Source organism: Luteolibacter sp. Y139 (assembly GCF_038066715.1).
GTDB classification, from domain to species: domain Bacteria; phylum Verrucomicrobiota; class Verrucomicrobiia; order Verrucomicrobiales; family Akkermansiaceae; genus Haloferula; species Haloferula soli.
Genome location: NZ_JBBUKT010000002.1, coordinates 499,065 through 525,640 on the forward strand (window position 1 = coordinate 499,065; position 26,576 = coordinate 525,640).

Annotated in this window: 25 protein-coding genes; 10 read left to right on the forward strand and 15 right to left on the reverse strand. The window is 61.9% G+C overall.

Annotation, left to right across the window (positions count from 1 at the left end):
* Nucleotides 1-41: 41 nt before the first annotated feature.
* The 4 genes from WKV53_RS07005 to WKV53_RS07020 form a co-directional block, all read right to left on the reverse strand.
* Nucleotides 42-2,012 carry a fumarate reductase/succinate dehydrogenase flavoprotein subunit gene (locus tag WKV53_RS07005; protein ID WP_341403691.1) on the reverse strand — a complete coding sequence of 657 codons (1,971 nt, stop codon included), beginning with the start codon at nucleotides 2,010-2,012 and terminating at the stop codon, nucleotides 42-44.
* A 35-nt stretch (nucleotides 2,013-2,047) separates the two neighbouring features.
* Nucleotides 2,048-2,749, reverse strand: coding sequence for a succinate dehydrogenase cytochrome b subunit (locus WKV53_RS07010; protein WP_341403692.1), 702 nt, complete (start codon nucleotides 2,747-2,749; stop codon nucleotides 2,048-2,050).
* A 113-nt stretch (nucleotides 2,750-2,862) separates the two neighbouring features.
* Nucleotides 2,863-3,201, reverse strand: coding sequence for a hypothetical protein (locus WKV53_RS07015; RefSeq protein WP_341403694.1), 339 nt, complete (start codon nucleotides 3,199-3,201; stop codon nucleotides 2,863-2,865).
* A gap of 93 nt (nucleotides 3,202-3,294) precedes the next feature.
* Nucleotides 3,295-4,095, reverse strand: a complete 801-nt coding sequence (locus tag WKV53_RS07020) for an ATP-binding cassette domain-containing protein (RefSeq protein WP_341403695.1) — start codon at nucleotides 4,093-4,095, stop codon at nucleotides 3,295-3,297.
* 131 nt (nucleotides 4,096-4,226) lie between these two features.
* Between WKV53_RS07020 and WKV53_RS07025 the strand changes: the two genes are divergently transcribed.
* The 3 genes from WKV53_RS07025 to WKV53_RS07035 all read left to right on the forward strand — a co-directional run bounded on the left by WKV53_RS07025 (nucleotide 4,227) and on the right by WKV53_RS07035 (nucleotide 7,809).
* Nucleotides 4,227-6,557: a Tex family protein gene (locus WKV53_RS07025; protein ID WP_341403697.1), complete on the forward strand. Its 2,331-nt coding sequence runs from the start codon at nucleotides 4,227-4,229 to the stop codon at nucleotides 6,555-6,557.
* Between the two features lie 113 nt (nucleotides 6,558-6,670).
* The gene (locus WKV53_RS07030) at nucleotides 6,671-7,198 is read left to right on the forward strand and encodes a hypothetical protein (protein WP_341403698.1); all 528 of its coding nucleotides are present in this window, start codon (nucleotides 6,671-6,673) and stop codon (nucleotides 7,196-7,198) included.
* 86 nt (nucleotides 7,199-7,284) lie between these two features.
* The gene (locus tag WKV53_RS07035) at nucleotides 7,285-7,809 is read left to right on the forward strand and encodes a GNAT family N-acetyltransferase (RefSeq protein ID WP_341403699.1); all 525 of its coding nucleotides are present in this window, start codon (nucleotides 7,285-7,287) and stop codon (nucleotides 7,807-7,809) included.
* A gap of 9 nt (nucleotides 7,810-7,818) precedes the next feature.
* Here the strand turns inward: WKV53_RS07035 and WKV53_RS07040 are convergent, their stop codons facing one another.
* Nucleotides 7,819-8,496, reverse strand: coding sequence for an MgtC/SapB family protein (locus tag WKV53_RS07040; RefSeq protein ID WP_341403700.1), 678 nt, complete (start codon nucleotides 8,494-8,496; stop codon nucleotides 7,819-7,821).
* A 174-nt stretch (nucleotides 8,497-8,670) separates the two neighbouring features.
* On the opposite strand from WKV53_RS07040, the gene nadC reads away from it, so the two are divergent.
* A complete protein-coding gene (nadC, locus tag WKV53_RS07045) occupies nucleotides 8,671-9,522 on the forward strand; it encodes a carboxylating nicotinate-nucleotide diphosphorylase (RefSeq protein WP_341403701.1) in 852 nt (283 codons plus the stop codon).
* The gene (locus WKV53_RS07050) at nucleotides 9,519-10,268 is read left to right on the forward strand and encodes a biotin--[acetyl-CoA-carboxylase] ligase (RefSeq protein WP_341403703.1); all 750 of its coding nucleotides are present in this window, start codon (nucleotides 9,519-9,521) and stop codon (nucleotides 10,266-10,268) included. Before nadC ends, WKV53_RS07050 begins: the two co-directional genes overlap by 4 nt.
* Nucleotides 10,269-10,273: 5 nt before the next feature.
* On the opposite strand, the gene WKV53_RS07055 is transcribed toward WKV53_RS07050, so the two are convergent.
* On the reverse strand, nucleotides 10,274-11,050 hold the full coding sequence (locus WKV53_RS07055) for a segregation and condensation protein A (RefSeq protein ID WP_341403704.1): 777 nt from the start codon (nucleotides 11,048-11,050) through the stop codon (nucleotides 10,274-10,276).
* Between the two features lie 103 nt (nucleotides 11,051-11,153).
* On the opposite strand from WKV53_RS07055, the gene WKV53_RS07060 reads away from it, so the two are divergent.
* Nucleotides 11,154-12,779: a hypothetical protein gene (locus WKV53_RS07060; protein WP_341403706.1), complete on the forward strand. Its 1,626-nt coding sequence runs from the start codon at nucleotides 11,154-11,156 to the stop codon at nucleotides 12,777-12,779.
* A 66-nt stretch (nucleotides 12,780-12,845) separates the two neighbouring features.
* Here the strand turns inward: WKV53_RS07060 and metF are convergent, their stop codons facing one another.
* Nucleotides 12,846-13,754, reverse strand: coding sequence for a methylenetetrahydrofolate reductase [NAD(P)H] (gene metF, locus WKV53_RS07065; protein ID WP_341403707.1), 909 nt, complete (start codon nucleotides 13,752-13,754; stop codon nucleotides 12,846-12,848).
* 139 nt (nucleotides 13,755-13,893) lie between these two features.
* On the opposite strand from metF, the gene WKV53_RS07070 reads away from it, so the two are divergent.
* The gene (locus tag WKV53_RS07070; protein WP_341403708.1) at nucleotides 13,894-14,751 is read left to right on the forward strand and encodes an EF-hand domain-containing protein; all 858 of its coding nucleotides are present in this window, start codon (nucleotides 13,894-13,896) and stop codon (nucleotides 14,749-14,751) included.
* Between the two features lie 93 nt (nucleotides 14,752-14,844).
* On the opposite strand, the gene WKV53_RS07075 is transcribed toward WKV53_RS07070, so the two are convergent.
* From WKV53_RS07075 to tgt, 4 genes are read right to left on the reverse strand one after another with little or no spacing between them, the layout of a single operon-like run.
* Complete coding sequence (locus WKV53_RS07075) at nucleotides 14,845-15,570, reverse strand: hypothetical protein (RefSeq protein ID WP_341403709.1); 726 nt, start codon at nucleotides 15,568-15,570, stop codon at nucleotides 14,845-14,847.
* A gap of 19 nt (nucleotides 15,571-15,589) precedes the next feature.
* Complete coding sequence (gene secD, locus WKV53_RS07080; protein ID WP_341403710.1) at nucleotides 15,590-18,028, reverse strand: protein translocase subunit SecD; 2,439 nt, start codon at nucleotides 18,026-18,028, stop codon at nucleotides 15,590-15,592.
* A gap of 53 nt (nucleotides 18,029-18,081) precedes the next feature.
* Nucleotides 18,082-18,411: a preprotein translocase subunit YajC gene (yajC, locus tag WKV53_RS07085; protein WP_341403712.1), complete on the reverse strand. Its 330-nt coding sequence runs from the start codon at nucleotides 18,409-18,411 to the stop codon at nucleotides 18,082-18,084.
* Nucleotides 18,408-19,538, reverse strand: coding sequence for a tRNA guanosine(34) transglycosylase Tgt (tgt, locus tag WKV53_RS07090; RefSeq protein ID WP_341403713.1), 1,131 nt, complete (start codon nucleotides 19,536-19,538; stop codon nucleotides 18,408-18,410). The genes yajC and tgt overlap by 4 nt, the downstream gene beginning before the upstream one ends.
* Nucleotides 19,539-19,967: 429 nt before the next feature.
* Here tgt and WKV53_RS07095 point away from each other — a divergent pair, with 429 nt between their 5' ends.
* The 3 genes from WKV53_RS07095 to WKV53_RS07105 all read left to right on the forward strand — a co-directional run bounded on the left by WKV53_RS07095 (nucleotide 19,968) and on the right by WKV53_RS07105 (nucleotide 22,955).
* Nucleotides 19,968-20,822, forward strand: a complete 855-nt coding sequence (locus WKV53_RS07095) for a fumarylacetoacetate hydrolase family protein (RefSeq protein WP_341403714.1) — start codon at nucleotides 19,968-19,970, stop codon at nucleotides 20,820-20,822.
* Nucleotides 20,823-20,919: 97 nt separating this feature from the next.
* The gene (gene purH / locus WKV53_RS07100) at nucleotides 20,920-22,461 is read left to right on the forward strand and encodes a bifunctional phosphoribosylaminoimidazolecarboxamide formyltransferase/IMP cyclohydrolase (protein WP_341403715.1); all 1,542 of its coding nucleotides are present in this window, start codon (nucleotides 20,920-20,922) and stop codon (nucleotides 22,459-22,461) included.
* A gap of 29 nt (nucleotides 22,462-22,490) precedes the next feature.
* Nucleotides 22,491-22,955 (forward strand): SRPBCC family protein, encoded by a 465-nt coding sequence (locus WKV53_RS07105; RefSeq protein ID WP_341403716.1) that lies wholly within the window; start codon nucleotides 22,491-22,493, stop codon nucleotides 22,953-22,955.
* Nucleotides 22,956-22,965: 10 nt separating this feature from the next.
* On the opposite strand, the gene WKV53_RS07110 is transcribed toward WKV53_RS07105, so the two are convergent.
* The 4 genes from WKV53_RS07110 to WKV53_RS07125 form a co-directional block, all read right to left on the reverse strand.
* Nucleotides 22,966-23,583, reverse strand: coding sequence for a hypothetical protein (locus WKV53_RS07110; RefSeq protein ID WP_341403717.1), 618 nt, complete (start codon nucleotides 23,581-23,583; stop codon nucleotides 22,966-22,968).
* Between the two features lie 135 nt (nucleotides 23,584-23,718).
* Nucleotides 23,719-24,090, reverse strand: a complete 372-nt coding sequence (locus WKV53_RS07115; protein ID WP_341403718.1) for a cupin domain-containing protein — start codon at nucleotides 24,088-24,090, stop codon at nucleotides 23,719-23,721.
* Nucleotides 24,091-24,094: 4 nt separating this feature from the next.
* The gene (biuH, locus tag WKV53_RS07120; protein WP_341403720.1) at nucleotides 24,095-24,772 is read right to left on the reverse strand and encodes a biuret amidohydrolase; all 678 of its coding nucleotides are present in this window, start codon (nucleotides 24,770-24,772) and stop codon (nucleotides 24,095-24,097) included.
* A 142-nt stretch (nucleotides 24,773-24,914) separates the two neighbouring features.
* Nucleotides 24,915-26,540: a regulator gene (locus WKV53_RS07125; RefSeq protein WP_341403721.1), complete on the reverse strand. Its 1,626-nt coding sequence runs from the start codon at nucleotides 26,538-26,540 to the stop codon at nucleotides 24,915-24,917.
* Nucleotides 26,541-26,576 lie beyond the last annotated feature (36 nt).

The window sequence follows — 26,576 nt, forward strand, 5'->3', positions numbered from 1 at the left end:
GGCATTCCGCCCACGCCGTGTCGACAGGAGGTCGACACTCCTTACGCGTAGCTGCGGATCGAGAGATGCACCGCCTCGAAGGTCAGTGGCTCCTTGTGCAGCTCAGGCTCGACGCCGTTGCCCTTGTACTCCCACGCGGAGACGTGGCAGAACTTGTCGTCGTGGCGCTTGGCTTCGCCGGGCTGGGTTTTGCCGGCCTGGACTTCGGGGTCGGCTTCCGTGAACTGATGCTCGGTGCGGAAGTGGCCGCCGCAGCTTTCCTCGCGGTCGCGGGCGTCGTAGCACATCATCTCGCCGAACTCGAGGAAGTCGGCGACGCGGCCGGCCTTCTCCAGTTCCATGTTCGCCTGGGCGCCGGAGCCGGGGATGCGGACGTTATTCCAGAACTCCTCGCGGATTTGCGGGATCTTGGCGATGGCCTCGGTGAGGCCTTCGCGGGAGCGGGCCATGCCGCACTTTTCCCACATGACGCCGCCGAGTTCCTTGTGGAAGCTGTCCACGGTGCGCTTGCCATTGATGGAAAGCAGCTTGTTGGTGCGCTGGGTGACCTGGGCCTCGACTTCCTTGAACTCGGCCTGATCGGGCTTGATCGTCCCCGGCTTCTGCGTCGCGAGGTAATTCGCGATGGTCGCGGGAATGACGAAGTAGCCATCGGCCAAGCCCTGCATGAGAGCAGAGGCACCGAGGCGGTTCGCGCCGTGATCGGAGAAATTCGCTTCACCCAGCACGTGCAGGCCGGGGACGTTCGACATCAGATTATAGTCCACCCAGAGGCCGCCCATGGTGTAGTGCACCGCGGGATAGATCATCATCGGCTGCTTGTAGGGATCCTGTCCGGCGATCTTGTCGTACATCTGGAACAGGTTGCCGTAGCGCGCGCGGATGGTGTCCTCACCGAGACGCGCGGTGGCGTCACGGAAGTCGAGATAGACGCCGAGGCCGGTCTTGGCGATGCCGCGACCGTCATCGCAGGCTTCCTTCGCAGCGCGCGAGGAAATGTCGCGCGGGGCGAGGTTGCCGAAGGATGGATACTTGCGCTCAAGATAGTAGTCGCGGTCGTCTTCGGCGACGTCGGAAGGAACGAGCTTGCCCTCGCGGATTTTTGCGGCGATTTCGCGGGTCTTCGGTGCCCAGACACGGCCGTCGTTGCGCAGCGACTCGGACATCAGGGTGAGCTTCGACTGGTAGTCGCCGCTGACCGGGATGCAGGTCGGGTGGATCTGCGTATAGCAGGGATTGGCGAAGAGGGCACCACGCTTTGCTGCACGCCAGGCAGCAGTGACGTTGCAGCCCATTGCATTGGTCGAGAGGAAGAAGACATTGCCGTAGCCACCGGTGGCGAGAATGACGGCGTCGCCAGCGTGGGAGCTGATCTTACCGGTCACCATGTCACGGACCACGATGCCCTTGGCGTGGCCGTCGACGAGGACCACATCCAGCATCTCGGTGCGGGGATACATCGTCACGCCGCCCTTGTGGATTTCCTTCTCCAGCGCCTGATAGCAACCGATGAGCAGCTGCTGTCCGGTCTGACCGCGGGCGTAGAAGGTTCGGGAAACTTGCGCGCCACCGAAGGAGCGGTTGTCGAGCAGGCCGCCGTATTCGCGGGCGAAGGGAACACCCTGGGCAACGCATTGGTCGATGATGTTCACGGACACCTCGGCGAGGCGGTGAACATTGGCCTCACGAGCGCGGAAATCGCCGCCCTTCACCGTGTCGTAGAAGAGGCGCTGCACCGAGTCGCCGTCGTTCTGGTAGTTCTTCGCGGCATTGATCCCGCCCTGTGCGGCGATCGAGTGGGCGCGGCGCGGGCTATCCTGATAGCAGAAGCACTTCACCTTGTAGCCAAGCTCGGCGAGCGTGGCAGCGGCGGCACCGCCGGCAAGGCCGGAACCGACGACGAGAATGGTGAACTTCCGCTTGTTCGCCGGATTGATCAGCTTGGAGTCCATCTTGTGCTTGGACCACTTCTGATCGATCGGACCGGACGGGATTTTGCTGTCGAGAGCCATGACGGGAAAAGGATGAGGGAGGCGAGGCGGAGAAATCAGCGGCCGAATCCGAAGAAGTTGATGGCGACGGGGATCGAGATGAAGCCGAGCCAGATAAAGAGCGCGTAGCCTTTCGAGATCGCGGTGACGAGCGGCGCTGACTTCTTGGAGCGGAGGCCGAGGGTCTGGAACATCGCGCCGACGCCGTGGCTGAGGTGCGAGCAGAGCAGGGTCATCGCGAGGATGTAGAAGGCCGAGACATACCAGACCGAGAAGCCATCAATGACCATCTTCCAAGCATCATGGCGACCGAGTTCATCCTGATAGCCACCGTAGGCATTCCCGAGGTGCAGGGTGAAGTGCATCAGGTGGTAGATCACGAACGCGAGGATCGTGATGCCACTCCAGATCATGATGCGGCCGGAGGTGCTGGCCTGAATGTTCGTCTCCTTGGCGTAGGCGGTGCGGGCGGCCTTGTTTTCGGCCGTCAGGGACACCGTGGCGGCGATATGGAGGGCGACTGCGGCGAGGAGGCCGAGTCGGGCACCCCACACGCCGGCTCCGTGGAGGAAGTGGTGGAGGAATTCCGCGTAGTCGTTGAAGGGCTTCGGACCCAGGAACACCACCAGGTTGCCCGCCAAGTGACCGGCGAGGAAGAGGACGAGCACGAGGCCGGTCAGGGCGACGATGAGTTTCCGGCCGATGGAAGATTTCCAAACGCGGCAGACAATCGGGAACGAGCAGGCGGAGGCGTTCATGAGGCGGTGGTTTTGAGACCGGCGCGCGACAGGCTTAGAATTCGTGCTGTGGTGATGCAAGGGGAGACTCCCCGAGCCGCAGGATCAGGAGTGAAAAAAGCGAATCGGGAGGATTAGAACGGTTTGGCCATGGCCAGATAAGCGGCTCCGGCTCCCAGTACGACGCAGATACCCAGGATCGCCGCGGGCGGCAGGACTTTCCGCTTCGCCAAGGCGGGAGCGGCGCCGATCACCAGCCAGATTGCCAGCTTGGCTTGCCACCAGTGCTGGTCCATCGGCGGCTTTCTCAGCATGGCGAAGCCCATCAGCAGAAGCACGAGGAGGAAAATGCCGTGCAGCATTCCGCCCAGCTTGCGGCTCTTGTCATCCGCCGCGGTCACGATGGCTCCGACACCAGCGAAGACCCCGAGGGCAGCCGCAATATGTAGCGTTTTGAGGAGGAAAGGATCCATGCCCGGAAGTCTGGCCGGGCAGCGAGTCCGGGCAAGGGAAACCTCCCGGTAGATATACTACTTTCGTAACAGCGCCAAACCTAGTGGCGTTTCCTACGCCGTCGCTGCCAGCTTTGGAATCGCTGCCAAGAGCTTCTTTGTGTAGGCGTTCTGCGGATTGGCGAACAGGGCATCCGCCTCGCCCTCCTCTACGATTTTCCCCTTGTACATCACGACGATCCGGTCCGCCAGATAGCGCACCACGCCGAGGTCGTGGGTGATGAAGATCATCGTGAGCCCCAGTTCGGACCGCAGCTTCTTGAGAAGATTCAGGATCTGCGACTGGATCGACACGTCGAGCGCTGACACCGGCTCATCCGCGATCACCAGCTTCGGCTCCGGCGCGAGGGCCCGGGCAATGGCGATGCGCTGGCGCTGGCCGCCGGAGAATTCGTGCGGGTATTTCTTTTGGAAGCGCGGGTCGAGGCCCACGGTTTCCATCAGCTTGGCCACGCGGGCCGAGAGTTCGGCCCCGCCGACGCCGGGATGTCGCTGCCTGATGGCCTCGGCGAGCGTTGAAAAAACGGTCATCCGGGGATTCAGCGAGGCGTAGGGGTCTTGGAAGACCATCTGGAAATCCAAGCGGCGCTTGCGGACCTCGGACGGCGCCAACTGCGCGAGATCCTCACCGTTGAGGATGATGGAGCCCGCGGTCGGCCGCAGAAGCTGCATGACCGTGCGGGAAAGTGTGGATTTTCCGCAACCGGACTCGCCGACCAACCCGAGGATCTCGCCCTTTTCGATCGAGAGATTCACCCCGTCCACCGCGCGGATCGTTTCAACGCTCGAGGAAAAGACCGAGCCGGTGCGCTTTTTGAAGTGGGTCTGCAGGTCGCGGATTTCGAGGTAGGCCACGGGCCTTACAAAGCATGACACAATCCACCCGGCACGGAAAAAAGCATCGGAGTTGCGAGCGTCTTTGGCCTTGTAATTTTCCCCCGCTTGCCACGGCGGACGGCGGAGCCCTACCTTTGCCCCCCACATCCATGAGTGACGTCCCGAACGAAGCCGCCGCGCAGCACATCATCACCATCGCCAAGGAAACCGGCATCAATGTGACCTCGGTCGCGGCGACCGCCAAGCTGCTGGCCGAGGGCGGCACGGTGCCGTTCATTTCCCGCTACCGCAAGGAGGCCACCGGCTCGCTGGATGAGGTGCAGATCCAAGCCGTGCGCGACCGGATGGTGCAGCTCGTGGAACTCGATGGCCGCCGTGTCTCCATCATCAAGTCGCTGGAAGAGCGGAACCTGCTCTCTCCGGAGCTGAAGAAGAAGATCGATGCCGCCGGGACCATGGCCGTGCTGGAGGACATCTTCGCCCCCTTCCGCCCGAAGCGCCAAACCCGCGCCACCAAGGCGAAGGAAAAGGGCCTGGAACCACTTGCCGACTGGCTGCTTGCGAATCAAGGAGCCGATCCAGCCGAAGAGGCGGCGAAGTTCGTCAATGCCGATACGGAAACGGATGCCGAGAAGAAGGTTGCCGATGTCAACGAGGCGCTCGCCGGAGCCCGCGATATCATCGCCGAGCGCGTGGCGGATGACGCCGCGCTGCGTGGTCGCGCCCGTAAGATTTACGAGGAAGAGGCCACGGTCGCTTCCAAGGTGATGTATGGAAAGGACACCGACGCCGAAGCCGCGAAGTATCGCGACTACTTCGAGTGGAGCGAGCCCTTCAAAAACATCCCGTCCCACCGCATGCTGGCGATCCGCCGCGGTGAAAAGGAGAGCTTCCTGATCATGCGGATCGAGGTGCCGCTTGAGCGGATCAGCCGCCTCGCCGAGCCCGAGTGGGTCACCGGTCGCGGCCCTGCTGCCGATCAGGTGAAGCAAGCGGTGGAAGATGGTTGCAAGCGCTTGCTGATGCCCTCAATGGAGACAGAGATGCGTCTCGCCGGAAAGAAGGCCGCCGACGAAACCGCCATCCGCGTTTTCGCCGACAACCTCCGCGAGCTGCTTCTCGCCTCGCCGCTCGGCCGCAAGCGCACGCTCGCCATCGACCCCGGCTTCCGCACCGGCTGCAAGACCGTCGCGCTCGATGCCCAAGGCGCGCTGCTCCACCACACGGTGCTCTACGCCACTGCCGGTTCTAACAACCAGCTCTACGAGGCCGCCGTCGAGCTCACCGGCATGATCACGAAGTTCAAGATCGAGGCCATCGCAATCGGCAATGGCACCGCCAGCCGTGAGACCGAAGCCTTCGTGAAGAAGCTCAAGCTGCCGTCCGGGATTCCCGTGATCATGGTGAATGAGTCCGGCGCGTCCATTTACTCCGCCTCCGAAGTCGCCCGCGAAGAGTTTCCAAATGAGGACGTCACCGTTCGTGGTGCGGTCTCGATTGGGCGCCGCCTGATGGATCCGCTTGCCGAGTTGGTGAAGATCGACGCCAAGTCGATCGGCGTTGGCCAGTATCAGCACGATGTCGACCAGCGCGCGCTCAAGACGTCGCTCGATGATACCGTGGAGAGCGCCGTGAACGCCGTCGGCGTCGAACTCAACACCGCCTCCAAACAGCTCCTCGCCTACGTCTCCGGCCTCAATGCTTCGCTTGCTGAAAACATTGTCGCCTTCCGCACTGAGCACGGCGGCTTCACCTCGCGGGATGAGTTGAAAAAGGTCCCGCGTCTTGGCGAGAAAGCCTTCGAGCAAGCGGCTGGCTTCCTTCGCATCCGCGACAGCAAGCACCCGCTCGATAGCTCCGCTGTTCACCCCGAGCGCTACCCGCTGGTCGAGCGCATGGCTGCGGATGTGGGTTGCGAGGTTGGCGACCTGCTGACCAACGAAGTTTCCCGCAAGAAGATCGATCTCAAGAAATACGTCTCCGGCGATGTCGGCCTGCCTACCTTGCAGGACATCTTCGCCGAGCTTTCCAAGCCGGGCCGTGACCCGCGCAAGCAGTTCGAGCATTTCTCCTTCGCCGAGGGCGTTGAGAAGCCAGGCGACCTCAAGGTCGGCATGAAGCTTCCCGGCATCGTCACCAACGTCGCCGCCTTCGGTGCCTTCGTCGACGTGGGCGTCCACCAGGATGGCCTCGTCCACGTCAGCCAGCTCGCCGACCACTTCATCCGGGATGCCAGTGAAGTTGTGAAGGTCGGCCAACGGGTCGACGTCACCGTCATGGAAGTCGATCTTCCGCGGAACCGCATTTCCCTTTCCATGAAGTCCAAGCCGGACATGGAGCCCCGCCGTGCTCCGGCAGGTGGCGGTGGCGGCAACGACCGCGGCCCGCGCCCGGATCAGCGTCGCGACAATCGCCCGCAGCAGGGCGGGGGAAACAACGACTGGTTCAGCCAGGCGATGGGCCAAGCCAAGAAGAAGTAATCCGTCGCCTTTCGACGTTCGCTGTCGGGAGTGCTGCAATCCGTTGCAGCACTCCACACGAGTCCTGAAATTCCACGTGCGGAAAGCAGCTTATTCCCTTCATGCTCCGCGACATGAAGGTAACCAAGGTGTGCTGCCAAGGCTGCGGGGCGGATTTGCAGGTCGATGAGTCGATCCGCTTTGCCACCTGCAACTATTGCCACGCGCGGCTAGAGATCATCCATGATCCAACGGTGACCCATACGCGGCTGTTGGAAGACATCGGACGCACCACCGAGAAGATGGCCGGGAATCTCCGGGTGATCGAACTCCAGAATGACCTGGAGCGCCTCGACCGGGAGTGGGAGAACCGCCGCCAGGGTTTCATGGTGACCAGCAAGAATGGTCACCGCTCGGTTCCCACCGAGGCGGGCAGTTTGATCGGTGGCGGCATCATGCTCGTCATGGGAATTGCGGCCACGGCGGTGGGAGCAAACCTTGGAGGTCCTTTGCCATTGTTCGGCCTCGTCTTCATCGGACTCGCGATCTACTCGATCATCAACGGCACCAGCAAAGCGACAGGTTACCGTGATGCTGAAAAATCATTTATGCAGCAGAGAAACGACTTGATTGACCAGATCGACGAGGCCCGACGGAATTAACCGTCTAATAACTTACGAAGAACCACGGTATCCGGATTCAGTTGTCGAGTTGCATGGGGCAGGGAGCGCATGCAAAGTGATGCACCGTGAAAACCCTCGCCAGCTTCTTGATCCGTCACGCTACCGGCCGCGACGCCCCTCGAATCGCCGGAATCCAAGTTCGCTCGTGCCAAGCTGCCTGCAAGGGCTTGGTGCCTGAGACGAAGCTTCGCCAGTTGGATGCATCCCGCCGTGCCGTAGAGTGGAAGGACGTGCTGGGAACGCCCTGTGAGCAGACGATTCTGGTCGCGATGAAAGGCACCCGGATGGCCGGATTCTGCACCTTCTCCCAATCACAGGATCCGGATGCCGGTCCGACGACCGCGGAGATCGGTTCGTTCTTCGTCGATCCGCTCGCCTGGGGACGCGGCGCGGGTCACGAGTTGGCGGAGGAGGCCCTGGACCAAGCCAAGCGCCGGGGCTACTCGCGCGTCACCCAGTGGGTGATTGGTGCGAACGACCGGGCGAAGCGCTTCTGTGAGAGTATCGGTTTTTCGCCGGATGGCGTGGAAAAGACCGAAGACATTTCCGGCTGTCCGGTCCGAGAGCTGCGCTATGTGAGGGCGCTGTGAGAAAGGGATTCAAGGTTCCCCTCCGATGTTCGACGTGTGGATCTCCTTCACTGCGGGGAGGTCGGCGAGGGAATTGAGGAGTTCGCGCAGATGCCGACGCGGCAGGTGCACCTCGATGCTGGCTCGGACTTGTCCGTCCTCAAGCGACTCGATCTGCATCTGGCGGGCTGTGGCGTGAAATACCTCGCGCAGACGCTCGATGCGGATCCGGGTCTTGCCATGGTCGGGCTCGAAGAGCAGCTCGATGGAGACCGCGCGCATCCCGCCGAGGTGACGGATTTCCCAGCCCTGCACGGCAGTAAGGACGGTCCTCATCAGCAGGCTGAGCGCGAGCGCTCCCACCAGATGCCCAGCCCCCGCGGCCATTCCCACGGCTGCGGTCGCCCAGATGGTGGCGGCAGTGGTCATTCCCGAGATATTGGAGCGATCATGGAGAATCGCTCCTGCGCCTAGGAAGCCGATACCAGTGACGATCTGCGCGGCGACGCGCCCGGAATCCCCGGTGGTCGAGGTGAAAGCGTAGGAGATCATCGTGAAGGCCGCCGACCCGAGACAGACGAGCATGAGGGTGCGAAGTCCTGCCGGCTTTTCATGACGCTCCCGTTCCGCGCCGATCAGCGCGCCGGAGATCACGGCCGCGAGGGCGAGAAGAATTTCCAGCCACGGCGACGGGACGATTCCCCGCAACCCGCCGGTAATCCAATCTGCAAGGAGAGATGGCTGAAACGATATTGCCACAATAGCTAGGGTCGCTCCACCACAAGCCCCGGGGCAAGCGAGAATGACGGCGGGGAATTTCGGCAACCCGCGCCCGGCGAATGGAGGTTGCGTGAAAACACGTGGCATAGAAACATCCGCGCCGTGCACGAAAGCGTCGAGCGATTGATTCAAGCAGCCCTCGCAGAGGACATCGGGTCGGGAGACCTGACGTCGCAATACTTTGTCCCCGGAGACCGCCGCGCGACTGGCTTCATCGTGGCCCGCGAATCCGGCGTGCTTTCCGGCGGGGAAGTCGCCGTCGAAGTCTTCCACCGGATCGATCCGTCGGTGGAGGCCACGCTGCTTGTCGAGGATGGCAGCCGGATCGCCGAAGGTGCATTTCTGATCAAGCTCGAAGGTCCGGCCCGTTCGGTGCTTACCGCCGAGCGCACGGCCCTCAATTTCCTCCAGCGCATGAGCGGGGTTGCCAGCGCGACCTGGCAGTATGTGGAGGCGGTGAAGGGCACCAACGCCAGCATCCTCGACACCCGCAAGACCATCCCCGGCTGGCGCTATCTGGACAAGCTGGCGGTGACGCATGGCGGCGGCGTGAACCATCGCATGGGGCTCTATGATCGCGTGATGGTGAAGGACAATCACCTCGTCGCTGAAGGCCGCTTGGAAGAACTTCAGGAGGCGATTTCGAATCTCAAGGCCGAGCACCCCGGGGTGGAAGTGGAACTCGAGGCGGACAGTCTGGAGCAAGTCGAAGCCTTCCTCGGGCTGGAAGGTGTCGATCATCTGTTGCTCGATAACATGACGCTCGGCGAGCTGCGGCAGGCCGTCGAGTTGCGCGGCGACAGGGCGTCCCCGCTGTTAGAAGCGAGTGGTGGCGTGACCATCGACACGGTGGGCGGCATCGCCGCGACCGGTGTCGATTTCATTTCGGTGGGCGCCATCACGCACTCGGTGCGGGCTCTGGACTTGGCCTTGGACTTTGTGAAGAAGGAATGAGTTGCATCTGGCAAGACGTGGAGTTGCCCGCCGGCTTCCGCTTGGATTTCCGGGAGACGACCGGCTCGACCAATGATGATGTCCGTGAAGCCGCGCGTGCGGGCGCCCCAGCCGGACTGGTGGTCGTAGCCGGGCGTCAGCAATCGGGCAGGGGTCGCCGGGGTGCGGCGTGGGTCTGCCCGCCCGGTGAGGGGCTGGCGTTTTCAGTCCTGCTGCGCCTAACAGAACCGAAGGCGTTGTGGCCCCGGCTGTCCTTGGCAGCGGGGCTTGCCGTCGCTGAAGGGCTCGACCGTCACGGAGTGGCCGCGGAGGTGAAGTGGCCGAACGATGTCTGGATCAATGGCAAGAAGATCGCCGGAATTCTGGTCGAAGCGGGCGAGGATTTCGTGGTCGTCGGCATCGGGATCAATGTCGGCGTGACCGAGTTCCCCCAAGCGCTGGAAGACAGCGCCACTTCGCTGGCGCTGGAATGTGGCGAAGCTCCGGAACTGCCGCTGGTGCTTGCTTCGATGTTAGAGCGCCTGCCGGTGTGGCAGGCGAAGATCGGTGCGGACTTCGATGAACTATTACGTCGCTTCCGCGAGCGCTGCGCCCTGACAGGCGAGCGCGTCCGCCTGACCGCTGCGGATGGAGTTCTCGTCGGCGAAGCCGCCGGTATCGGCGACGGTGGCGAGTTGCTGGTCCGCACGTCCGAAGGCATCCGCCGGATCGTCCAAGCGGAGGAAGTGCGCGTGGTGGAAAGCTGAGAAATTCAGGCTTCCGATTCCTCAAACTCCTCTTCCTCGATGTGAGCCGCCGCGGTGTGGAGGCGCCGCTCGATCTCGATCTCTCCTAACAGGTGGGTCTGGCGCAGGACGAACTGGTTCATCTTCATCAGTTCCAGCACGGCCAGGAAGGTGACGATGACCTCGGCCTTGGTGGTGGCGGTCTCGAACAGCGAGTCGAAGCGGGCCGCTTGGCCGGGGGCGAAGCGGAAGAGGAGCATCTCGATCTTATCGGCCACCGTGTAGCGGTCGTCCACGATGTCGCCGAGATCGTGCGATTCCTCGAAGCGCTTGAGGACGTTTTGGAACGCCCGGATCAGGTCGAAGATCGACACCTCGGCGAGACTGACCGGCTCCTCCGGCAGGTCCGGCTTTTCCGACTGATAGGCGAACGAACCCTCTTGCTCGACTTCCTTGAGGCTGAGGAAACCGGCCGCATCCTTGAATTTCTTGTACTCGATGAGCTGGCGGATCAGCTCCCAGCGCGGATCATCCTCTTCGGCGTCTTCTTCCGGCGGTTGGTCCTGGCGCGGCAGGAGGGTGCGGCTTTTCAGATACATCAGGTTCGCCGCCATCACGATGAATTCCGCGGCGAGATCGATGTTCAGGAGCCGGAAAGTGTCGATGTAATCGAGATACTGGCTGGTGATGCGGGAGATCGAAATATTGTGGATGTCCACCTCATCCTTCTTGATGAGGTAAAGAAGCAGGTCCAGAGGACCCTCGAAAATATCCAGTTTGACCTTGTAGTCGGCGCCTTCCACGGCCGGACAGGTAGGGGATCCCACCACAACGGGCGAGGGGAAATTTGCGCTCGCCTGCACAAGGCTCCACCATTGTAATCCGGCGCTCCCCCGGGGCAGCATCATGGAGGCGGATCAAACGCAATCGTTCAATCAGAAGCTGAGCCAGTGGATCGCGAGCCAAGGGTTCTGGTTCCAGCTCCGGCACTCGATGTCGGGTGGGGGGGGCTGGGCCATGACTTTCAACCATCTCACGCGGTTGGCGTTCAAAATCCTGATTGCCCTGCTGGTCGCGGCGGCTGTTTTCGGGATGTGGCTGATCAAGCGGGTGGATTCCGCGCATTTCGTGACGTCACTCAATAACGGCTTGGCCAAGGGCCTTTCCGCCAGCGAGGCACAGATCGTCGAACTCCGCCGCACGCAGGGCGACGCCCAGATCCGCCGGATTGTCGTCGAGGGCGGGGACAAGAGCTACTTCCGCAGCCTGGATGCCGGGAATATCCGTTTCAAAATGCCCCTCATGGCAGGCCTGGCCGGACAGTGGAAAGCCGGAACCTTGCAGGCGAAGTGGCTGGAGATGGAAGTGAAGGGGGGGGCGGATTCGGCGGATCAGGCAAAGGTTCTTGGCGACTCCGTGTTCCGGGATTGGGAGGCCTTCGATTTCTCGTCGGTGGAAGTGGACGAGTCGTCGATCCGCTGGGGGTATTCCCAGCGCACGGCCGGCCGCATCGAAAAGAGCCGCATGATCGCGACCCGCTCGCCGGACGGATGGCACTTGGTTTTCACCGGTGGCCGGTTTTCCCAGAACTGGCTGCGGGATCTTGCGATTGAGAGCCTGACCGTCGAACTGAGCCGCAGCGGAATTCACATCAAGGACGGCAAGTTCAAGTGCGGCGAAGGCACCGTGGCCTTCAGGGATCTCGCGGTGGCTGGCGGCGAAAAGCCACAGGTGTCCGGTAAGGTGGAATTCACGAAAGTGGCCCTTTCCTCGCTGCTCCCGGAAGCGGCGACGCGAATCGTGGAAGGGACGATTTCCGGCGAACTTGGCGCATCCGGATCGACCAACACGGTGGATGGGATTCAGTTCGAAGGCGACCTTACGTTAACGGAAGGCTCGATGATCAGCCTGCGGGAGGAACGGATCGAACTCTTCAAATCACTGGCCCTGGCGGACCGCTTCCACAGCTATCGCAAGATCGACTTCAACCGCGGCAGTTTCCACGTCAAGACGGGTGGGGGATCAATGAAACTGACCAGCGTCGATCTCATGGCCTCCGATCTGATGACCATGCAGGGCCGGATGGACGTGCGCTATCCGACCGACCAGGAGCTATCCGGACCCGAGGGCACGAATCTTCCTGCCAAGTTTGCGCCGGTCTTTGATCCCAAGGCCACCACCGAGAACAACAAGGGGGATGATCTCTCGCTCTCGAAGGCGGGCAAGGCTTCCTCAGCGAACGGGAAGGGCACGGAGATTTTCGACCGCCGCGCCCAGGAGCGCCTCAATGACCAGCTCAGGCAAGAGGACATGATCCGCCGCTCCCAATCGCTCCGCTGCAGCGGTGGTGTGCGCATCTCCATCCCCGGCGACGCCTTTGACCGGAATCTCACCTTGCGGGAGACTTTTCCGGTCGATCCCGGCAGCGGCCGGATTGCCTTGGACGTTCCGCTCGATGGCACCCTCTTCGAGCTGACCCGCCGTCAGGCGGATGAGATCAACAAGCTCATCGAAAAGCGCGAGGGTCGCTGATGAGACAAGCCGAATCCGCCTGACTTTGGTGGATCGGGCCGACTTATCAAAAACGATCTCCGGCGATCAGCTCGCCGAGGCCGCGAGGCCAAGGCTGGCGTAGATCTCGCGAGTCGCCTTGCTCTTGTTGAGCGTGTAGAAGTGGATGCCGTCCACGTCGTGATCGAGCAGCTCGGCGCATTGCTGCGCGGCATAGTGAATGCCGACCTTTTCCACGGCCGCGGGATCGGCCTTGGCGCGGTCCAGCGCCCGCAGGAGCTTTGCGGGGTAGCGTGCACCGGCCGCGAGTTCTGCCATCCTCGCCATGCCGGCCAGCGAGGTTACAGGCATGATGCCTGCGATGATTGGCACGTTGATGCCGTGGAGGCGGCATCGGTCGCGGAAGTCGAAGAAGTCGTGGTTGTCGAAGAACAGCTGCGTGCAGATGTAGTCCGCGCCTTCATCGACCTTCGCCTTCAGATGGTCGAGTTCCAGCAGGCGGTTCGGCGTGGTAGGATGACCTTCGGGAAAACCGGCGACGCCGATGCCGAACCCGCGCGGGTCAGGGTGTGCGCCGGATTCATTGAACTTGCGGATGAAGCGGACCAGATCCGCCGCATGGCGGAAGTCACAGTCCGACCAATCGTAGTTCGGCCAATCGCGCGGCGGGTCTCCGCGCAATGCCAGGATATTGCTGACCCCGGCCGCGGCGTAGCGGCGCAGGATCTCCTCGATCTGCGGTTCGCTGTGGCCGACGCAGGTCAGGTGAGGGACCGGGGGGACGGAGGTGGTCTGCTTGATCTTCACCACCAGCTCGTGGGTCATTTCCCGCGTGCTGCCACCCGCCCCGTAGGTCACGGAGACGAATGACGGCTGATAGGCCTCGAGTTCGACGATGGTCTTATAGAGGTCCTCCACGGCGGCGGCGGACTTCGGCGGGAAGAACTCGAAGGAAAAGGTCGGGCGGCGATTGGCCAGGATGTCGCGGATATGCATGCGCTGGAAGACGGCGGCAGCATGGGTCGCGGCGGGGCGCTGTGGGGAGCAAAAAACCGGTGCTGTCGCAACTTCGCGGAATCCCGGGAGTTTTCCACCTCGCAGACCGTAAAGGTCCCCGCTACCCTCGCTCCGGCCCATGAACTCCTCTCACTCCGCTTGGATCGCCCTGCTTCTCGTCGGCACTGCCATCGCGCAGGAGCCACCGAAGACGGACGATCAGCCTGCACCCCCGCCGCGCGGCGAAGGTGGCAAGGATAGGGACAAGGATCGTCCGGGCCCAGGCGGTCCTGGCAAGGACAAGGAGCGCGGCGGGCGCATGCTGGAACTGTGGATGAAGGCGGACACCGATGGTGACGGCTTTATCTCCGCGGCCGAATTCGCTTCCATGGAGCGTATCGGGCAACTTCCTGCGGAGAAGCGCGACGAGATCTTCAAGCGGCTCGACAAGGACGGCGACGGCCGCATCGACTTGAAGGAATTGCCGCGGCGTCCCCAGGGTGGCATGCCGCCTCTCGAAGAGGTTGACGCCAACAAGGACGGCAAGATTGTTTTCTCGGAGTTCAAGAATCTCGGCTTCGTTGCGAAGCTCCCGGAGGAGCGGCAACTGAAGATGTTCAATCGCATGGACCGGGACGGCGATGGCGCTCTGACCCCGAAGGACCGCCCTGAGGGACCGCCGCCCCACTGGGATGGAAGGAAGGACAAGGACGGCAAGCCGGAAGGCGGCAGGGGCGGTCGTGGACCTCATCCCATGGAGTTGGTCCGGAAGTTGGATCAAAATGGCGACGGAGCACTCAGTTTCGAAGAATTCCGCAAGGCGGGCTTCATCAAGGATCTGAGCGAAGACGAGCAGGAAGACCGCTTCGAGGAAATGGATCACAACAAGGATCTCAAGATCGATGCTGCTGACTTCCCGCCTCCGCCAGAGGGGCCCAAGGACGATGAGCCAAAGCCCGAGGCACCGAAGGGGAACGGGGCACCGGTGGGACCTTGATTCGATGGGAGCTTCCTGAAGTGTGAGGCACCATCCGCTTCACAGGTCCTGCGAACCAACCGTCCAAGCGGAATGAATTCCGCGCTCCCAACCTCAGAAATTCACCTCGAACCACACGCCGCCGAACAGGCGATTGCGCTCGGGGCTGCTGTCCATCGGGATTGAAGTGCCCACGAAGGGGGTCACCGACACAGTGCGGTTGAAAGCGTAGGTCCAGCCGGCTTGGGCATAGAGATCGTGCCAGCCATTGGTGCCGTAGTAGTCCTCGGTCCACGAGGTGCCAGCCTTGGTCGAGACGAACGAATTCTCGCTGGTTGGATGAGACCATGCGGCTTCGAGGTGGCCATACCAGCCACCGTTGCCAGTGTCGTAGGCGATCCCGGTGCCAATGTCCCAGTCCTTGGTGAGATGCCAGGTGAATGACGGCTCCAGATCAAAGCCGTCCTCAAAGAAGCTGTCCTGATAGTCGCGCCACGTGGTGCCGAAGGCGGCGGTCCACTTCTCCGTTTCGTAGCGGAAGTCGAAGAAGGCCGCGGCTTCCGAGAAATCGCCGTCGCCCGTGGCGGTGCCATAGTAGCCGCCGATATCGAGCAGCCACTCGTTGCTCAGCGCGATTTCCGCCTGGGCCTGGATGTCGATGAGGCTGCCGGCAAGCTGGAAGCCGCGGTGGACATAGTCCGTGCGGTAGCCCGTCACTACCTCGATCCCGATTGGCAGGCGATCCTTGTCGTCCGCGCTGGTCGTGACCGGACCATTCCCGGCCTCGCTCTCTGCGTGGGCGGGGCCGAGCAGCGCGAGACCGAGGAAGAGGCGTTTCATTCCGGGCAGGAGATCAGGATTACGGCGTGGGCTGGATGTCGGATTCGGCCAGCGAAGCGTGAAGGATTTCCTTCCGCAGGCCGCCCTTGCGCTCGCTCCACCAGAGCACCACCGGCGAGGCGATGAAGATCGAGGAGTAGGTGCCGATCACCAGACCGATGAGGATCATGAAGGAGAAGTCCTGCAGCGCAGAGCCACCGAAGAACGAGAGGATGGCCACGGTTGCGATGGTGGTGAGCGAGGTCAGCACCGTGCGGGAGAGCGTGGCATTGACGGCCTCATTCATCAGTTCCTTCACATCGCCTTCGCCATGCTTCAGCGAGTCGCGGATACGGTCGAAGATAACGATGGTGTCGTTGATCGAGTAACCGGCGATGGTGAGCAGCGCGCCGACGTGGATCAGCGAAAGCTCGCCACCGAAGAGGATCACCATGCCGGCGGACAGCACCACATCGTGGAGCAGCGCGACGAAGCCACCGAGCGCGAACGAGAACTCGAAGCGAATCGTGATGTAGAGAAGGATGCCGAGCAATCCGAGCACCAGGGCGATGCCGGACTCCAAGAGGTAGTCCTGGCCGAGCGCCGCAGACACGGCTTGCGTGCTGGTCTGGATCACCGGCTTGCCGTCAGCATTCTTCTCCGCCAGTGAAGGGAAGGTGGTCCGGAGATGCGCCTCGACCTTGCCTTCGTCGCCGGTCGCACAACGTACGGTCAACAGCTCGCCGGTGATCGATTTCTCGACCTGGGCAGTCGGGCGTTTGGCGGTCTCGGCACCTTCCAGTGCTTGGTCGACTTCCTGTTGGCTGATGTGCTTCTCGCCCATCTGGAATTCGATCAGGGTGCCACCGGTGAAGTCGACGCCGAGGCTGCGGTCCTTTCTCATCGCGACCGCGCCGATGCTGGCGAGGATCAGGAGACCGGAGACGATGTAGGAGATCTTGGTCTTGGAGAGGAAGTCGATGTTGGTCGCCTTGATCAGGTTGAGGAAGCTCAGCTTCTTCAGGAGGTTCAGGTCATTCGCCCACCGGAACAGCACGCGGGTGACGAGGATGCCGGAGAACATCGAGGCCGCGATACCGATGACGAGGGTAATGGCGAAGCCCTTGATGGTGCCGCTGCCCATGAAGAGCAGGATCGCGGCAGTGATCAGCGAGGTGAGGTTCGAGTCGAAGATCGCGGAGAAGGCCTTGTCGTAGGAAGTGCTGATCGCGATCTTGAGCGACTTGCCGGCGGCGATTTCCTCACGCAAGCGTTCGTAGATGAGCACGTTCGCATCGACCGCCATACCGATCGAGAGAATCATACCCGCGATACTCGGCAGGGTGAACGTGAAGTCGAACATGGCCATGCCGCCGAAGATCATCAGCGTATTCACGACCAGACCGAAGAGAGCGACCAGACCGGCGGTGCGGTAGTAGACCAGCACGAACAGTGCGGTGATGCTGAGACCCACGATGCCGGCCATCAGGCCTTGCTTGACCACTGCCGCGCCGAGGGTCGGGGTGACGGTGCGCTGGTCGATGATTTCGAGCGGGTTTTCCAAGGGGTTCTTCAGCGCGTTGGCCAGCGAGCGGGCTTCCTCGACGCTCTCCTGACCGTCGATTTGGAAGTTCTTGCCGAGCGGGACTTGCTTGAGGCCGGGTGCCGTCAGGACCTGACCATCCAATACCACCGCGATACGGTCGCGGCCGGGTACGAGATCCTTGGTGAGGTTCATCATCTTGTCACCGCCAGCGCTGGTGAGCGTGATGCCCACGCTGACGCCGCCACCCATCGACTCGGGATAGGCGTTCTGGACGTCCTTGCCGGTCCATGCGACACGATTGCTGAGAAGGAGATACTCGGTATGCTTGGTGCCTTCGCGTTCGTACTGGTGCTGGAAGACCTTGTAGCCGGGCATGCGCGGCTCCTCGCCTGCGTCGATTCGCTCGGCCAGGGTCTTGCCATTGGGGCCGGGGTGCCCGCCGTCCAGGTTCACCTTGCGGACCTCAAGACGAGCCACCTTCTGGAGCTGGACCTTGATGTCAGCTGCGGTTTCCGGAGACATGCCGGGCATCTGGAGCAGGATCTTGTCGTTCCCCTGCACCACGGAGCTCATTTCGATGTTGCCGTAGGCGTTCAGTCGCTTTTCCACGGTCGACTTGGCCTGCTTCACGTCATCCGCCGTGAGCGGGATCACTTCACCGGTGGTTTCGTTGATCTTCGGTTTCACCAGCAGGGTGAACGAGGATCCACCGGCGAGGTCGATGCCGAGCTTCAGGTTTTCCTTCGGTGGATAGAGGGCCAGCACGCAGAGCGCCGAGACACCCAGGACGAGCACGGTGCCGATATTGCGCTTACGGACTTCGTAATCGGTGGCGAAGTACCAGAAGAAGAGGACCAGCAGGGCAAGGCCGGACAGGAAAAGGATCATCGGATCCTTCAGGAACGGCGTGGCGAACAGCGCGGACGGGAGCATGACGGGAAAAGGGAAGGAGTGGCGCGAAGGGCGCGGACGAAATCAGGATAGGATCAGGCAGCCGAGGATGATTCCTTTTTGATGACCGAGGCCACGGAGGGCTTGTCGAACTCCATCATCACACCTTCGGCCACCTTGAGAACTACGGTGCGGTCCTTGATGTTGTGAACGATGGCGTGGATGCCGGCGGTGGTAACCACTTCGTCACCCTTTTGCAGGGCGGAGAGGCGCTTCTCCAAGTCCTTCCGCTGCTGCTGCTGAGGCCGGATGAAGAGGAAATACATGATCACGAACAGCGGCAGGACCGTCATCAGCATGCCCAGCGGATTCTGGCTTTGGCCGGACTCGGCTTCGGCGAGCAGCAGGTGGAAAAAAGACATCATTCGGATTTCGACTGGGTGTAGCGGCGGATGAAGGACTCCTTGAATTCAGGGAATTTCCCCTCACTGATGGCCTCCCGCGCGTTGGCGGCAAGGCGCAGGAAGAAATGCAGGTTGTGAAAGGAAAGCAACCGCAAAGCGAGGATTTCCCCGGCCCGGAAAAGGTGCCGGATGTAGGCCCGGGAGAACCTCGCGACGTGGGGGTGGGAACTCTCGCAGAGGGGGCGCGGATCGCGCTCGAAGGCCAGGTTTTTGATGTGGATGGGACCGTCGAGAGTGAAGGCCTGGCCGTGCCGGGCGACCCGGGTCGGCATCACGCAGTCGAACATGTCCACCCCGCGGCCGATCATCTCCAGAATCTGCGGCGGGGTGCCGAGGCCCATGGCGTAGCGGGGCTTGTTTTCCGGAAGGAAAGGGACGCTGTGTTCCACGGCCCGCATCATTTCCTCCTCTGGTTCGCCGACCGAGACGCCGCCGATTGCGTAGCCGTCGAAATCCAGTTCCACGAGCTCGCGGGCGGACTTTTCCCGGAGGTCAGCCCAGATCGAGCCTTGGACGATGCCGAAGTGCCGCTGGATGCCGGTGCCGCTGGTCGGTTGGTTCTTCTCGATCCAGTCCTTGCAGCGCTTCGCCCAGCGGGTGGTCAGGCCGAGCGAGGTCTCGGCATATTTCCGCTCGCAGGGGTAGGGTGGGCACTCGTCGAAAAGCATCGCGATGTCCGAGCCGAGCGCAGCCTGGATTTCCATGCTCAGCTCCGGGGTGAGCATCATCCGGGAGCCATCGAGGTGATTCTGGAAACGCACGCCCTCCTCGGTGATCTTGCGCAGCTTGGCGAGCGACCAGACTTGGAAGCCGCCGGAATCGGTCAGCATCGGCCGGTCCCAGGTGGCGAACTTGTGCAGGCCGCCGAATTCCTTGATCGTCTCCGGTCCGGGCCGCAGCCACAGGTGGTAGGTATTGCCGAGGATGATCTGGGCTCCGAGCAGTTCCAACTCGTCCGGGTGCAGGGTTTTCACCGTGCCCTGCGTGCCCACCGGCATGAAAATCGGGGTTTCCACCGTGCCGTGGGCCAGCTCCATGAGGCCACGCCGGGCCTGGCAGGAGGGATCGCGCGCTAAAACCTGAAACATCGGGGCGCGCGATTTACGGGCAAATCCGCCGGTGGGCAATCTTTCCGTGAGGACACGCCGCCGCGGCATCTAACAAAGACGGAGAAAGGGCGCGAACCAGATTCCCCCCGGAGTCAAAATTCGCGCCCTTTCCGAAATGACCGGAGCCTCCGCCGCGGATTCAGTCGGTTTGATCTCCCCCCAGAGGTCAATTCCGTCAGTAGGAATTCGCGGCCCGGCGACGGCCAAGCGCTAACCTGCCGAAGCAGTTCAGCGCGGTCGGAGATTGCCTCAAATATCGGGAATTGGAAAGTATTTAGTGAGCCTAATTGCCAAGAAAACTGAGGTCTTCGTGCAAAAAGTAGCATTTTCAACCGCTTGCGACGATTCCGGGAATAAACGCCGCGGCCTGCATTGCCAGCGGTGGCGACCATTGTTAGGAGTCGGGTCATGAAACTGATCCGTTACGGCGAACCGGGGCGTGAGGAGCCGGGAGTCATCTTGGAAGACGGCCGCCGGCTGGATGTCGGAGGGCAGTTTACCGACTACGACGAGGGATTTTTCGCCCTCGGTGGCTTGGAAGCCCTGCAGGCGTGGGTGGATGACGGGTGCCCGGACGCCGAGGAAATCCCGCAGGACGCCCGCCTCGGCCCCCCGGTCGACCGGCCGTCGAAGATCGTCTGCGTGGGGAAGAACTACCTGGAGCACGCCAAGGAATTCGGGGAGGGGATACCGACCGAGCCGGTGCTCTTCATGAAGGCCTCCACCTGCTGGTCCGGCCCCTTTGACGACGTCATCAATCCGCCCGGCTCGACCAAACTGGACTACGAGGTGGAGCTCGCGGTGGTCGTCGGCAAGACCGCCACCCACGTGAAGGAGGAGCACGCCCTCGATCACGTCGCCGGTTATTCCGTCTTCTGCGACTACTCGGAGCGGGCGTGGCAGAAAGAAATGGGCGGCCAATGGACCAAGGGGAAAAGCCACGACACCTTCGGCCCCATGGGCCCGTGGCTGGTGCCGGCTTCGCAGATTTCCGACCCGCAGGGCCTGCGCCTGTGGTGCAAGGTGAACAATGAGCTCCGCCAGAATGGCTGGACCGGCGACATGATGTTCGGCGTCCGCCATCTGGTCAGCTACATCAGCCGCTTCATGACCCTGCTGCCCGGCGACGTGATCGCGACCGGCACTCCGTCCGGCGTCGGTATGGGGATGAAGCCCCCGCGCTACCTGTCTCCCGGTGACTGCGTCGAACTCGGCATCGAGGGGATCGGCGAAATGAAGCAACGCATCGTCGCCAGCCTCTGACCCCCGTATTCTCCGCCGCACTCCGCGCTTGCCCCCCGCCGGGGCGGCGATTACGCGGGGCGGCTCGCCTCCACTACCTACAACCATCCCGCACCCGATGCCCATCGCCCGCGCTCTCCTTTCCGTCTCTGACAAGACCGGACTCGCCGATTTTGCCAAGCAGCTCCATGAGCTGGGCGTCGAACTGCTTTCCACCGGTGGCACTGCGAAGGCCCTGCGTGAGGCGGGCCTGCCGGTGATGGACGTGTCGGAATTCACGGGAGCACCGGAGCTTTTCGAAGGTCGCGTGAAAACGCTGCACCCGAAGGTCCACGGCGGCCTGCTCCACAAGCGCGATGACAAGGAGCATCTCGCCCAGGCCAAGGAGCACGGGATTCCTCCGATCGATCTCGTGGTGGTGAATCTTTACCCCTTCGAGCAGACCGTGGCCAAGGAAGGGGTGACGCTGGAGGATGCGATCGAGAACATCGATATCGGCGGGCCCTCGATGCTGCGCAGCGCGTCCAAGAACTACGCCTCCGTCACGGTGGTCACCGATCCGGCCGACTATGAGAAAGTGATCGAGGAAATGAAGGAGCACGGTGGCAACACCACGCTCGGCTTCCGCGAGCAGCTCGCCGTGAAGGTTTTCCTTCGCACTTCGCAGTATGACGCCGCGATCTCGAACTTCCTCGGCCAGTGCAAGCAGGGGACCCGCAGTAATTTCAGCGTCAGCCTGCCGCTCGAAATGGAGCTGCGCTACGGCGACAATCCGCACCAGAAGTCCGCGCTCTACGGCGACTTCAGGAGCTGCTTCTCCCAGCTCCAGGGCAAGGAACTCAGCTACACCAACATCCTCGACATCGAGGCTGCGGCGGATCTCATCCTCGACTTCGTCCGTCCGACGATCGGCATTCTCAAGCACACGAATCCGTGCGGTGTTGGCCAGGATGACGAGGACCTGCGCATCGCATGGCAGAAGGCCTTCGAGACCGACCGCCAGGCTCCATTTGGCGGCGTGATCGTCTGCAACCGCCCGCTGACCGAAGGCGTGGCCCGCATCATTTCCGAGATCTTCACCGACGTGATCATCGCGCCGGACTACGAGCCCGAAGCTCGCGCCGTCCTTCAGAAGAAGAAGAACCTGCGCATCATGAAGATGAATGACGCCTACCTCTCCGCGAAGAAGGCTCCGGTCATCCGCTCCTGCCCGGGAGGCCTCATGGTCATGGACCGCGATCACACCGCGCTCGGTCTCGACAATCTCGAAAGCAAGGTGGTGACCAAGCGTCCACCGACCGAAGAGGAAATGCGTGCGATGCGCTTCGCCTGGCGCGTGGTGAAGCACGTGAAGTCGAACGCGATCGTTTACGCGAAGTCCGACCGCACGCTCGGCATCGGCGCCGGTCAGATGAGCCGCGTGGACAGCTCGCGCATCGCGGTGTGGAAGGCGAAGGAAGCCGGTCTCGAACTGAAAGGCTCGGTCATCGCCTCGGACGCCATGTTCCCTTTCGCCGACGGCCTGCAAGCCGCCATCGAAGCCGGAGCCACCGCCTGCATCCAGCCCGGTGGCTCGATGCGTGACCAGGAAGTCATCGAAGCCGCGGACGCCGCGGGTCTGGCGATGATCTTCACGGGTCACCGTCACTTCCGCCATTAAGGTCGAGCGGGCCGGTCCCGCCTATCCAGATGCCGAGTGCCACAGTCAGCTACCCGATGCCTTGTTCATCGGCGGTCGTCTTCGAGCTATTGCACGACTACGACCGGCGGTTGGAATGGGATACGCTGTTGAGGGAGGCTCGGCTCACTCGGGGGCACACCGTCGCGGAGAAAGGGGCTACCTCACTATGCGTGGGGAAGCCGTTCTTCGGATGGATTGGGATTGAGACTCGCTATCTCACCTTCGTTCCGGGTTCGATAGCAGCGGTGGAGATGATCAATCGCTCGCCATTCTTCGAACACTTCGCGGCAAGCATTCGCCATGAGGATGCGCCGGAGGGATCACGGCTGACTTACAAGCTCAACTTCTCGGCGCGGCCTCGCTTCCTGCGCTGCCTGCTCCATCCGGTCATGTTGGTGGCCCTGCGATACGAGACTCGCAAGCGTCTCGCGGCTTTGGCGGGATTCTTGCGGGAGAAGGGAAAACCGGTCTGAGCTTCTCGTATCAAGCGATTTTGACGGCTCCAGCAGCTTGGCTCTCCTCGGGGTTCGGGATTAGTTGCAACTCCTTGTCGCTCCTGCCCTCCAAGAGTGACTGAAGCTTCGAGAGCTGATCGAGAATACCGGTGGTGGCGCGCCGGCGGTGTAGCTTGATCGGTCCCTTGTCGTCCGTGACGACCGTCTCGCATAATCTTAAATCCCGAAACCCACAGTTTTGGCCGCGACCATCCTCGCGGATATGGACTTCAGTTAGGATCGCATGGCCGTGTGGCCGGCAATCGATTCGAGCAAGGCGTGGTCCAATCCGCCCGCCATCCCTAGTAAATTGCTCCCGACCGACAGCCGGGAACGAGGCGAAATAGTCCCATTGGAGAAGCTGGATATTCTCTTCAAGCAGCTGCTTGGCATGCTGCAGGTGATTGAGGAATCCTCTGAGATCGAGAGTGATTGTCGCGCCCTTTTGGTAGCCTTCCGCTACGCTGCGCAATGGAGCACAAGTCAGCAGCCTGGACACTTCCGTGGCTCTGCCGATGGCGTAGTCAAATGTGGGATACGTCAGAAGTTCCGAGTCGCGAAGGCTCGCCTTCCAAGCTGCCTTGATGTCACCGGTTTGTAATAGCATGCGATCTTCTGGCGAGGAGTGCTTCTTCGTCTGTTCGAAAACCGGACATCTAACACTCCGGAAGACGCAGACTCTATGGGAAGTCCTGACCGGAAGCGACAGAGTGTGTCAATTCAAGAGCCGAACCTGGGCGAGTCATTCGACAAACCTCACCGGCTTCTCGTAGATCGCGAGCACGATGCAGCCTGCTTCACTGGTCGCACTGTGCTGCGTGCCCGGAGGGTGAATTCTCAGCGTCCCGGGTTTCAAGATGCCATTCGCATCCCGCTGGGTGCCGGCGAGGATGAGCAGATGCTCGTAGCCCTCGTGCACGTGCAGCGGAACCTTGGCCTCCTGTCGGAATCTCAGCAGAGCGGCAGTGGGACCGGAAATTCCATCGCCATACAGACGATGAATCTCCACACCGTCTCGGAAAGACTCCCAATCGATGGAATCGGGATTCTTAGCGAGGTGGAAGAGGTCTTGGATTTCGAAATGCTCGAAGGGCGCGTGGTCCGGGTCGCTCACAAGTTCAGCCGAGAGCATGGACCAATGCGTCAGAATCGGCAACTGCGCCGAAGACCCCGCCTTGCATCTTGACCATCTTCAGGGCGGCGAGGTGGTTTCCGTGGTCGGTGGCCGCCGTGCAGTCGGAGAGCAGCAGGCACTCGAAGCCGCGGTCATTTGCCTCGCGCATCGTCGTATGAACGCAAACGTCGGTGGTAATGCCAGCGAGGATGATGTTCCGGATGCCAGCCTGCCGCAGGACCATGTCGAGGTCGGTGCCATAGAAAGATCCTTTGCCTGGCTTGTCGATGATGACCTCTCCCGGCAGCGGCGCGAGTTCGTCGATGATGTTCCAGCCGGGCTCGCCGCGAACGAGCACGCGGCCGCAGGGCCCGACGTCGCCGATGCCCGCGCCGATTTGCCGGCTGCGCCAGCGCTTGTTGGCGGGAAGGTCGGCGAGATCAGGGCGGTGACCTTCACGGGTGTGCATCACGTGATAGCCCTTCGACCGGGTGGCCTCGAAGACCTTCTTGATCGGCTCGATGGGCGCGCGGGTCAGCGAGATATCGTAGCCCATTTGGTCGACATAGCCGCCGGGGCCGCAGAAATCGATCTGCATGTCGATGACCAGAAACGCGGTATTTTCCGGTCGGAGGTCGCCGTCATACGGCCACAGGTAGGGATCGGCTGCAACGTGGGGCATGGTGAATAGGCGGGGTGGAAACGAAAGCCACGGACCCCACGGAGCGGAATGCAGGCCAAGATGCGCTTGCCTTCATGCCGTTGCCGGTGAGATCCGTGGAACCATTCCGTATTAACCGAGATTCTTGATGGGAAAGGTGGTGTCAGGATTTGGCGAGGACTCCGGCAGCTTCGGGTTCTGGCTCCTCCTCTTCGTCTTCCTCATGGACGATCACTGGGGATGAAGCAGTGACCAGCTTCGAGGCGGCGACCATCACGCAGCCGACGATCAGGTAGCTCGCAGCCACGGTCGGGCTCTGGGCAATGCCAAGCCGGTCTCCGTGCATGAATCCGAAGAAGGTCAGTCCCGCTCCAGTCATCGAGAAGAGGCCGGCCTTGAGGAAGTTCCGGTCGATGATGAAGACCGCGATGGAACCGAGAATCAGGCCGCCGAGGATGGAGCCTCCACCGAGGACTTCGAGGCCATGGAAGAGCACGCCTTCGTTATTCATCGCCTTGAGAAGTTCTGCTTTCTTCTCGGGCCCGAGCGAGGCGAGGATCGTGCCTGCACCAGCAAGTGCACCTGTCATCATGGTGACCACCCAGTGCGCGAGGTGAGGTGCCAGGGAAAGCACGATGGCAGGGGCATGGCGCTTTGGCGTTTCTTGGAAGGCCTGCGCGCCGATCAACATCCCGATGTAGAGGAGGATTGGCAGGATCGCGACCGTCGGGATGAGAGCGAGCATCACGGAGACGATGCCCAGCCATGTGAGAATGATTACTGCGATGCCGGTGGCAGCCGAGTAACCGATGCGGCCGCCCATCGCCTTCCAACCGGGATGGCCGATGTAAACGGCGTTGATGAAGGGGTTTCCCATGATGCAGCCAATCAGGCTGATGACGCCGTCGGCGGTGAGCACGCGAGTGGTGGGGAATGCATCTCCGGCCACCTCGGCGCTCTCGACATTGTCGAGGGCTTCCACGAGGTCATAGATGCCAAAGGGGATCGCCGTGACCAGCAGGATGCCGAGGAACTGGAAGCCGCCGAAGACATGACCGAAGGCCGGCAAGGGGACACTGAAGCCGAAGCCCTTCAACGCCTCGGACAATGCCGTGCCGGTCATGCCGCCGTAGTTCAGGCCGAAGAGGTTCGAGCCCCACGCGATGAGGGTGCCCACCGCGATCGCGACGAGACCGGCCGGGACGCCCTTGTATTTCACGCCGCCAAACCAGCTCAGCAGGATCACCGCGAAACAGGTGATGCCGATGACAGGAGTCATGAACATTTCCACCGCCGGCTTCATTGAAATGAAGGTGACCGAGACGCCGGCCAACGTGCCGAGCAGCGCAGCGCGTGGGGTGACCTTGCGGATCCATGGGCCGACGAAGCCGCCGATCATCAGCACGAAGCTCTGGATGAAGACCCATGTTAGGCCGGCTTCCCAGCCTTTGATAGGATCGCCGGTTTGCAAGGTGATGGGCAGCATGATCACGAAGACCACCACGAACATGTGCGGCACGCTCGTTCCCGAGGGTAGCGCACAAACGTCGGTGCGTCCGGTTTTCTTCGCCAGCTTGTAGGCGAGCCAGGCGTAGTAACCGGTGCTCAGGCACAGCATCAATCCGGTCGCGGGCAGGATGCGGCCGAAGACGATATCGGCCGGCATCTTCAGGACGAAGAGCAGCAGGCCGGTGAGGGTGAGCAGGTTCACGAGGATATTCGTGCCGAACCCGAAGAAGGCGTTCCAGTCGCCCGGAACCCAGAGTTTTGGTTTGAAGCCGGTGTTCATGTCCGTTGGTTCGTTCTGTTAGACGGGATGGGAAAG

Excerpts from the sequence above, each read along its gene's own strand:
- WKV53_RS07105 (WP_341403716.1), top strand. The coding sequence starts at position 22,491 with ATGCCGAGTGCCACAGTCAGCTACCCGATGCCTTGTTCATCGGCGGTC.
- WKV53_RS07070 (WP_341403708.1), top strand. The coding sequence starts at position 13,894 with ATGAACTCCTCTCACTCCGCTTGGATCGCCCTGCTTCTCGTCGGCACT.
- WKV53_RS07015 (WP_341403694.1), bottom strand. The coding sequence starts at position 3,201 with ATGGATCCTTTCCTCCTCAAAACGCTACATATTGCGGCTGCCCTCGGG.
- WKV53_RS07075 (WP_341403709.1), bottom strand. The coding sequence starts at position 15,570 with ATGAAACGCCTCTTCCTCGGTCTCGCGCTGCTCGGCCCCGCCCACGCA.
- tgt (WP_341403713.1), bottom strand. The coding sequence starts at position 19,538 with ATGTTTCAGGTTTTAGCGCGCGATCCCTCCTGCCAGGCCCGGCGTGGC.
- WKV53_RS07125 (WP_341403721.1), bottom strand. The coding sequence starts at position 26,540 with ATGAACACCGGCTTCAAACCAAAACTCTGGGTTCCGGGCGACTGGAAC.
- WKV53_RS07010 (WP_341403692.1), bottom strand. The coding sequence starts at position 2,749 with ATGAACGCCTCCGCCTGCTCGTTCCCGATTGTCTGCCGCGTTTGGAAA.
- WKV53_RS07110 (WP_341403717.1), bottom strand. The coding sequence starts at position 23,583 with ATGCTATTACAAACCGGTGACATCAAGGCAGCTTGGAAGGCGAGCCTT.
- WKV53_RS07050 (WP_341403703.1), top strand. The coding sequence starts at position 9,519 with ATGAGTTGCATCTGGCAAGACGTGGAGTTGCCCGCCGGCTTCCGCTTG.
- WKV53_RS07030 (WP_341403698.1), top strand. The coding sequence starts at position 6,671 with ATGAAGGTAACCAAGGTGTGCTGCCAAGGCTGCGGGGCGGATTTGCAG.
- WKV53_RS07095 (WP_341403714.1), top strand. The coding sequence starts at position 19,968 with ATGAAACTGATCCGTTACGGCGAACCGGGGCGTGAGGAGCCGGGAGTC.
- biuH (WP_341403720.1), bottom strand. The coding sequence starts at position 24,772 with ATGCCCCACGTTGCAGCCGATCCCTACCTGTGGCCGTATGACGGCGAC.
- WKV53_RS07025 (WP_341403697.1), top strand. The coding sequence starts at position 4,227 with ATGAGTGACGTCCCGAACGAAGCCGCCGCGCAGCACATCATCACCATC.
- metF (WP_341403707.1), bottom strand. The coding sequence starts at position 13,754 with ATGCATATCCGCGACATCCTGGCCAATCGCCGCCCGACCTTTTCCTTC.
- WKV53_RS07005 (WP_341403691.1), bottom strand. The coding sequence starts at position 2,012 with ATGGCTCTCGACAGCAAAATCCCGTCCGGTCCGATCGATCAGAAGTGG.
- WKV53_RS07060 (WP_341403706.1), top strand. The coding sequence starts at position 11,154 with ATGGAGGCGGATCAAACGCAATCGTTCAATCAGAAGCTGAGCCAGTGG.
- secD (WP_341403710.1), bottom strand. The coding sequence starts at position 18,028 with ATGCTCCCGTCCGCGCTGTTCGCCACGCCGTTCCTGAAGGATCCGATG.
- yajC (WP_341403712.1), bottom strand. The coding sequence starts at position 18,411 with ATGATGTCTTTTTTCCACCTGCTGCTCGCCGAAGCCGAGTCCGGCCAA.
- purH (WP_341403715.1), top strand. The coding sequence starts at position 20,920 with ATGCCCATCGCCCGCGCTCTCCTTTCCGTCTCTGACAAGACCGGACTC.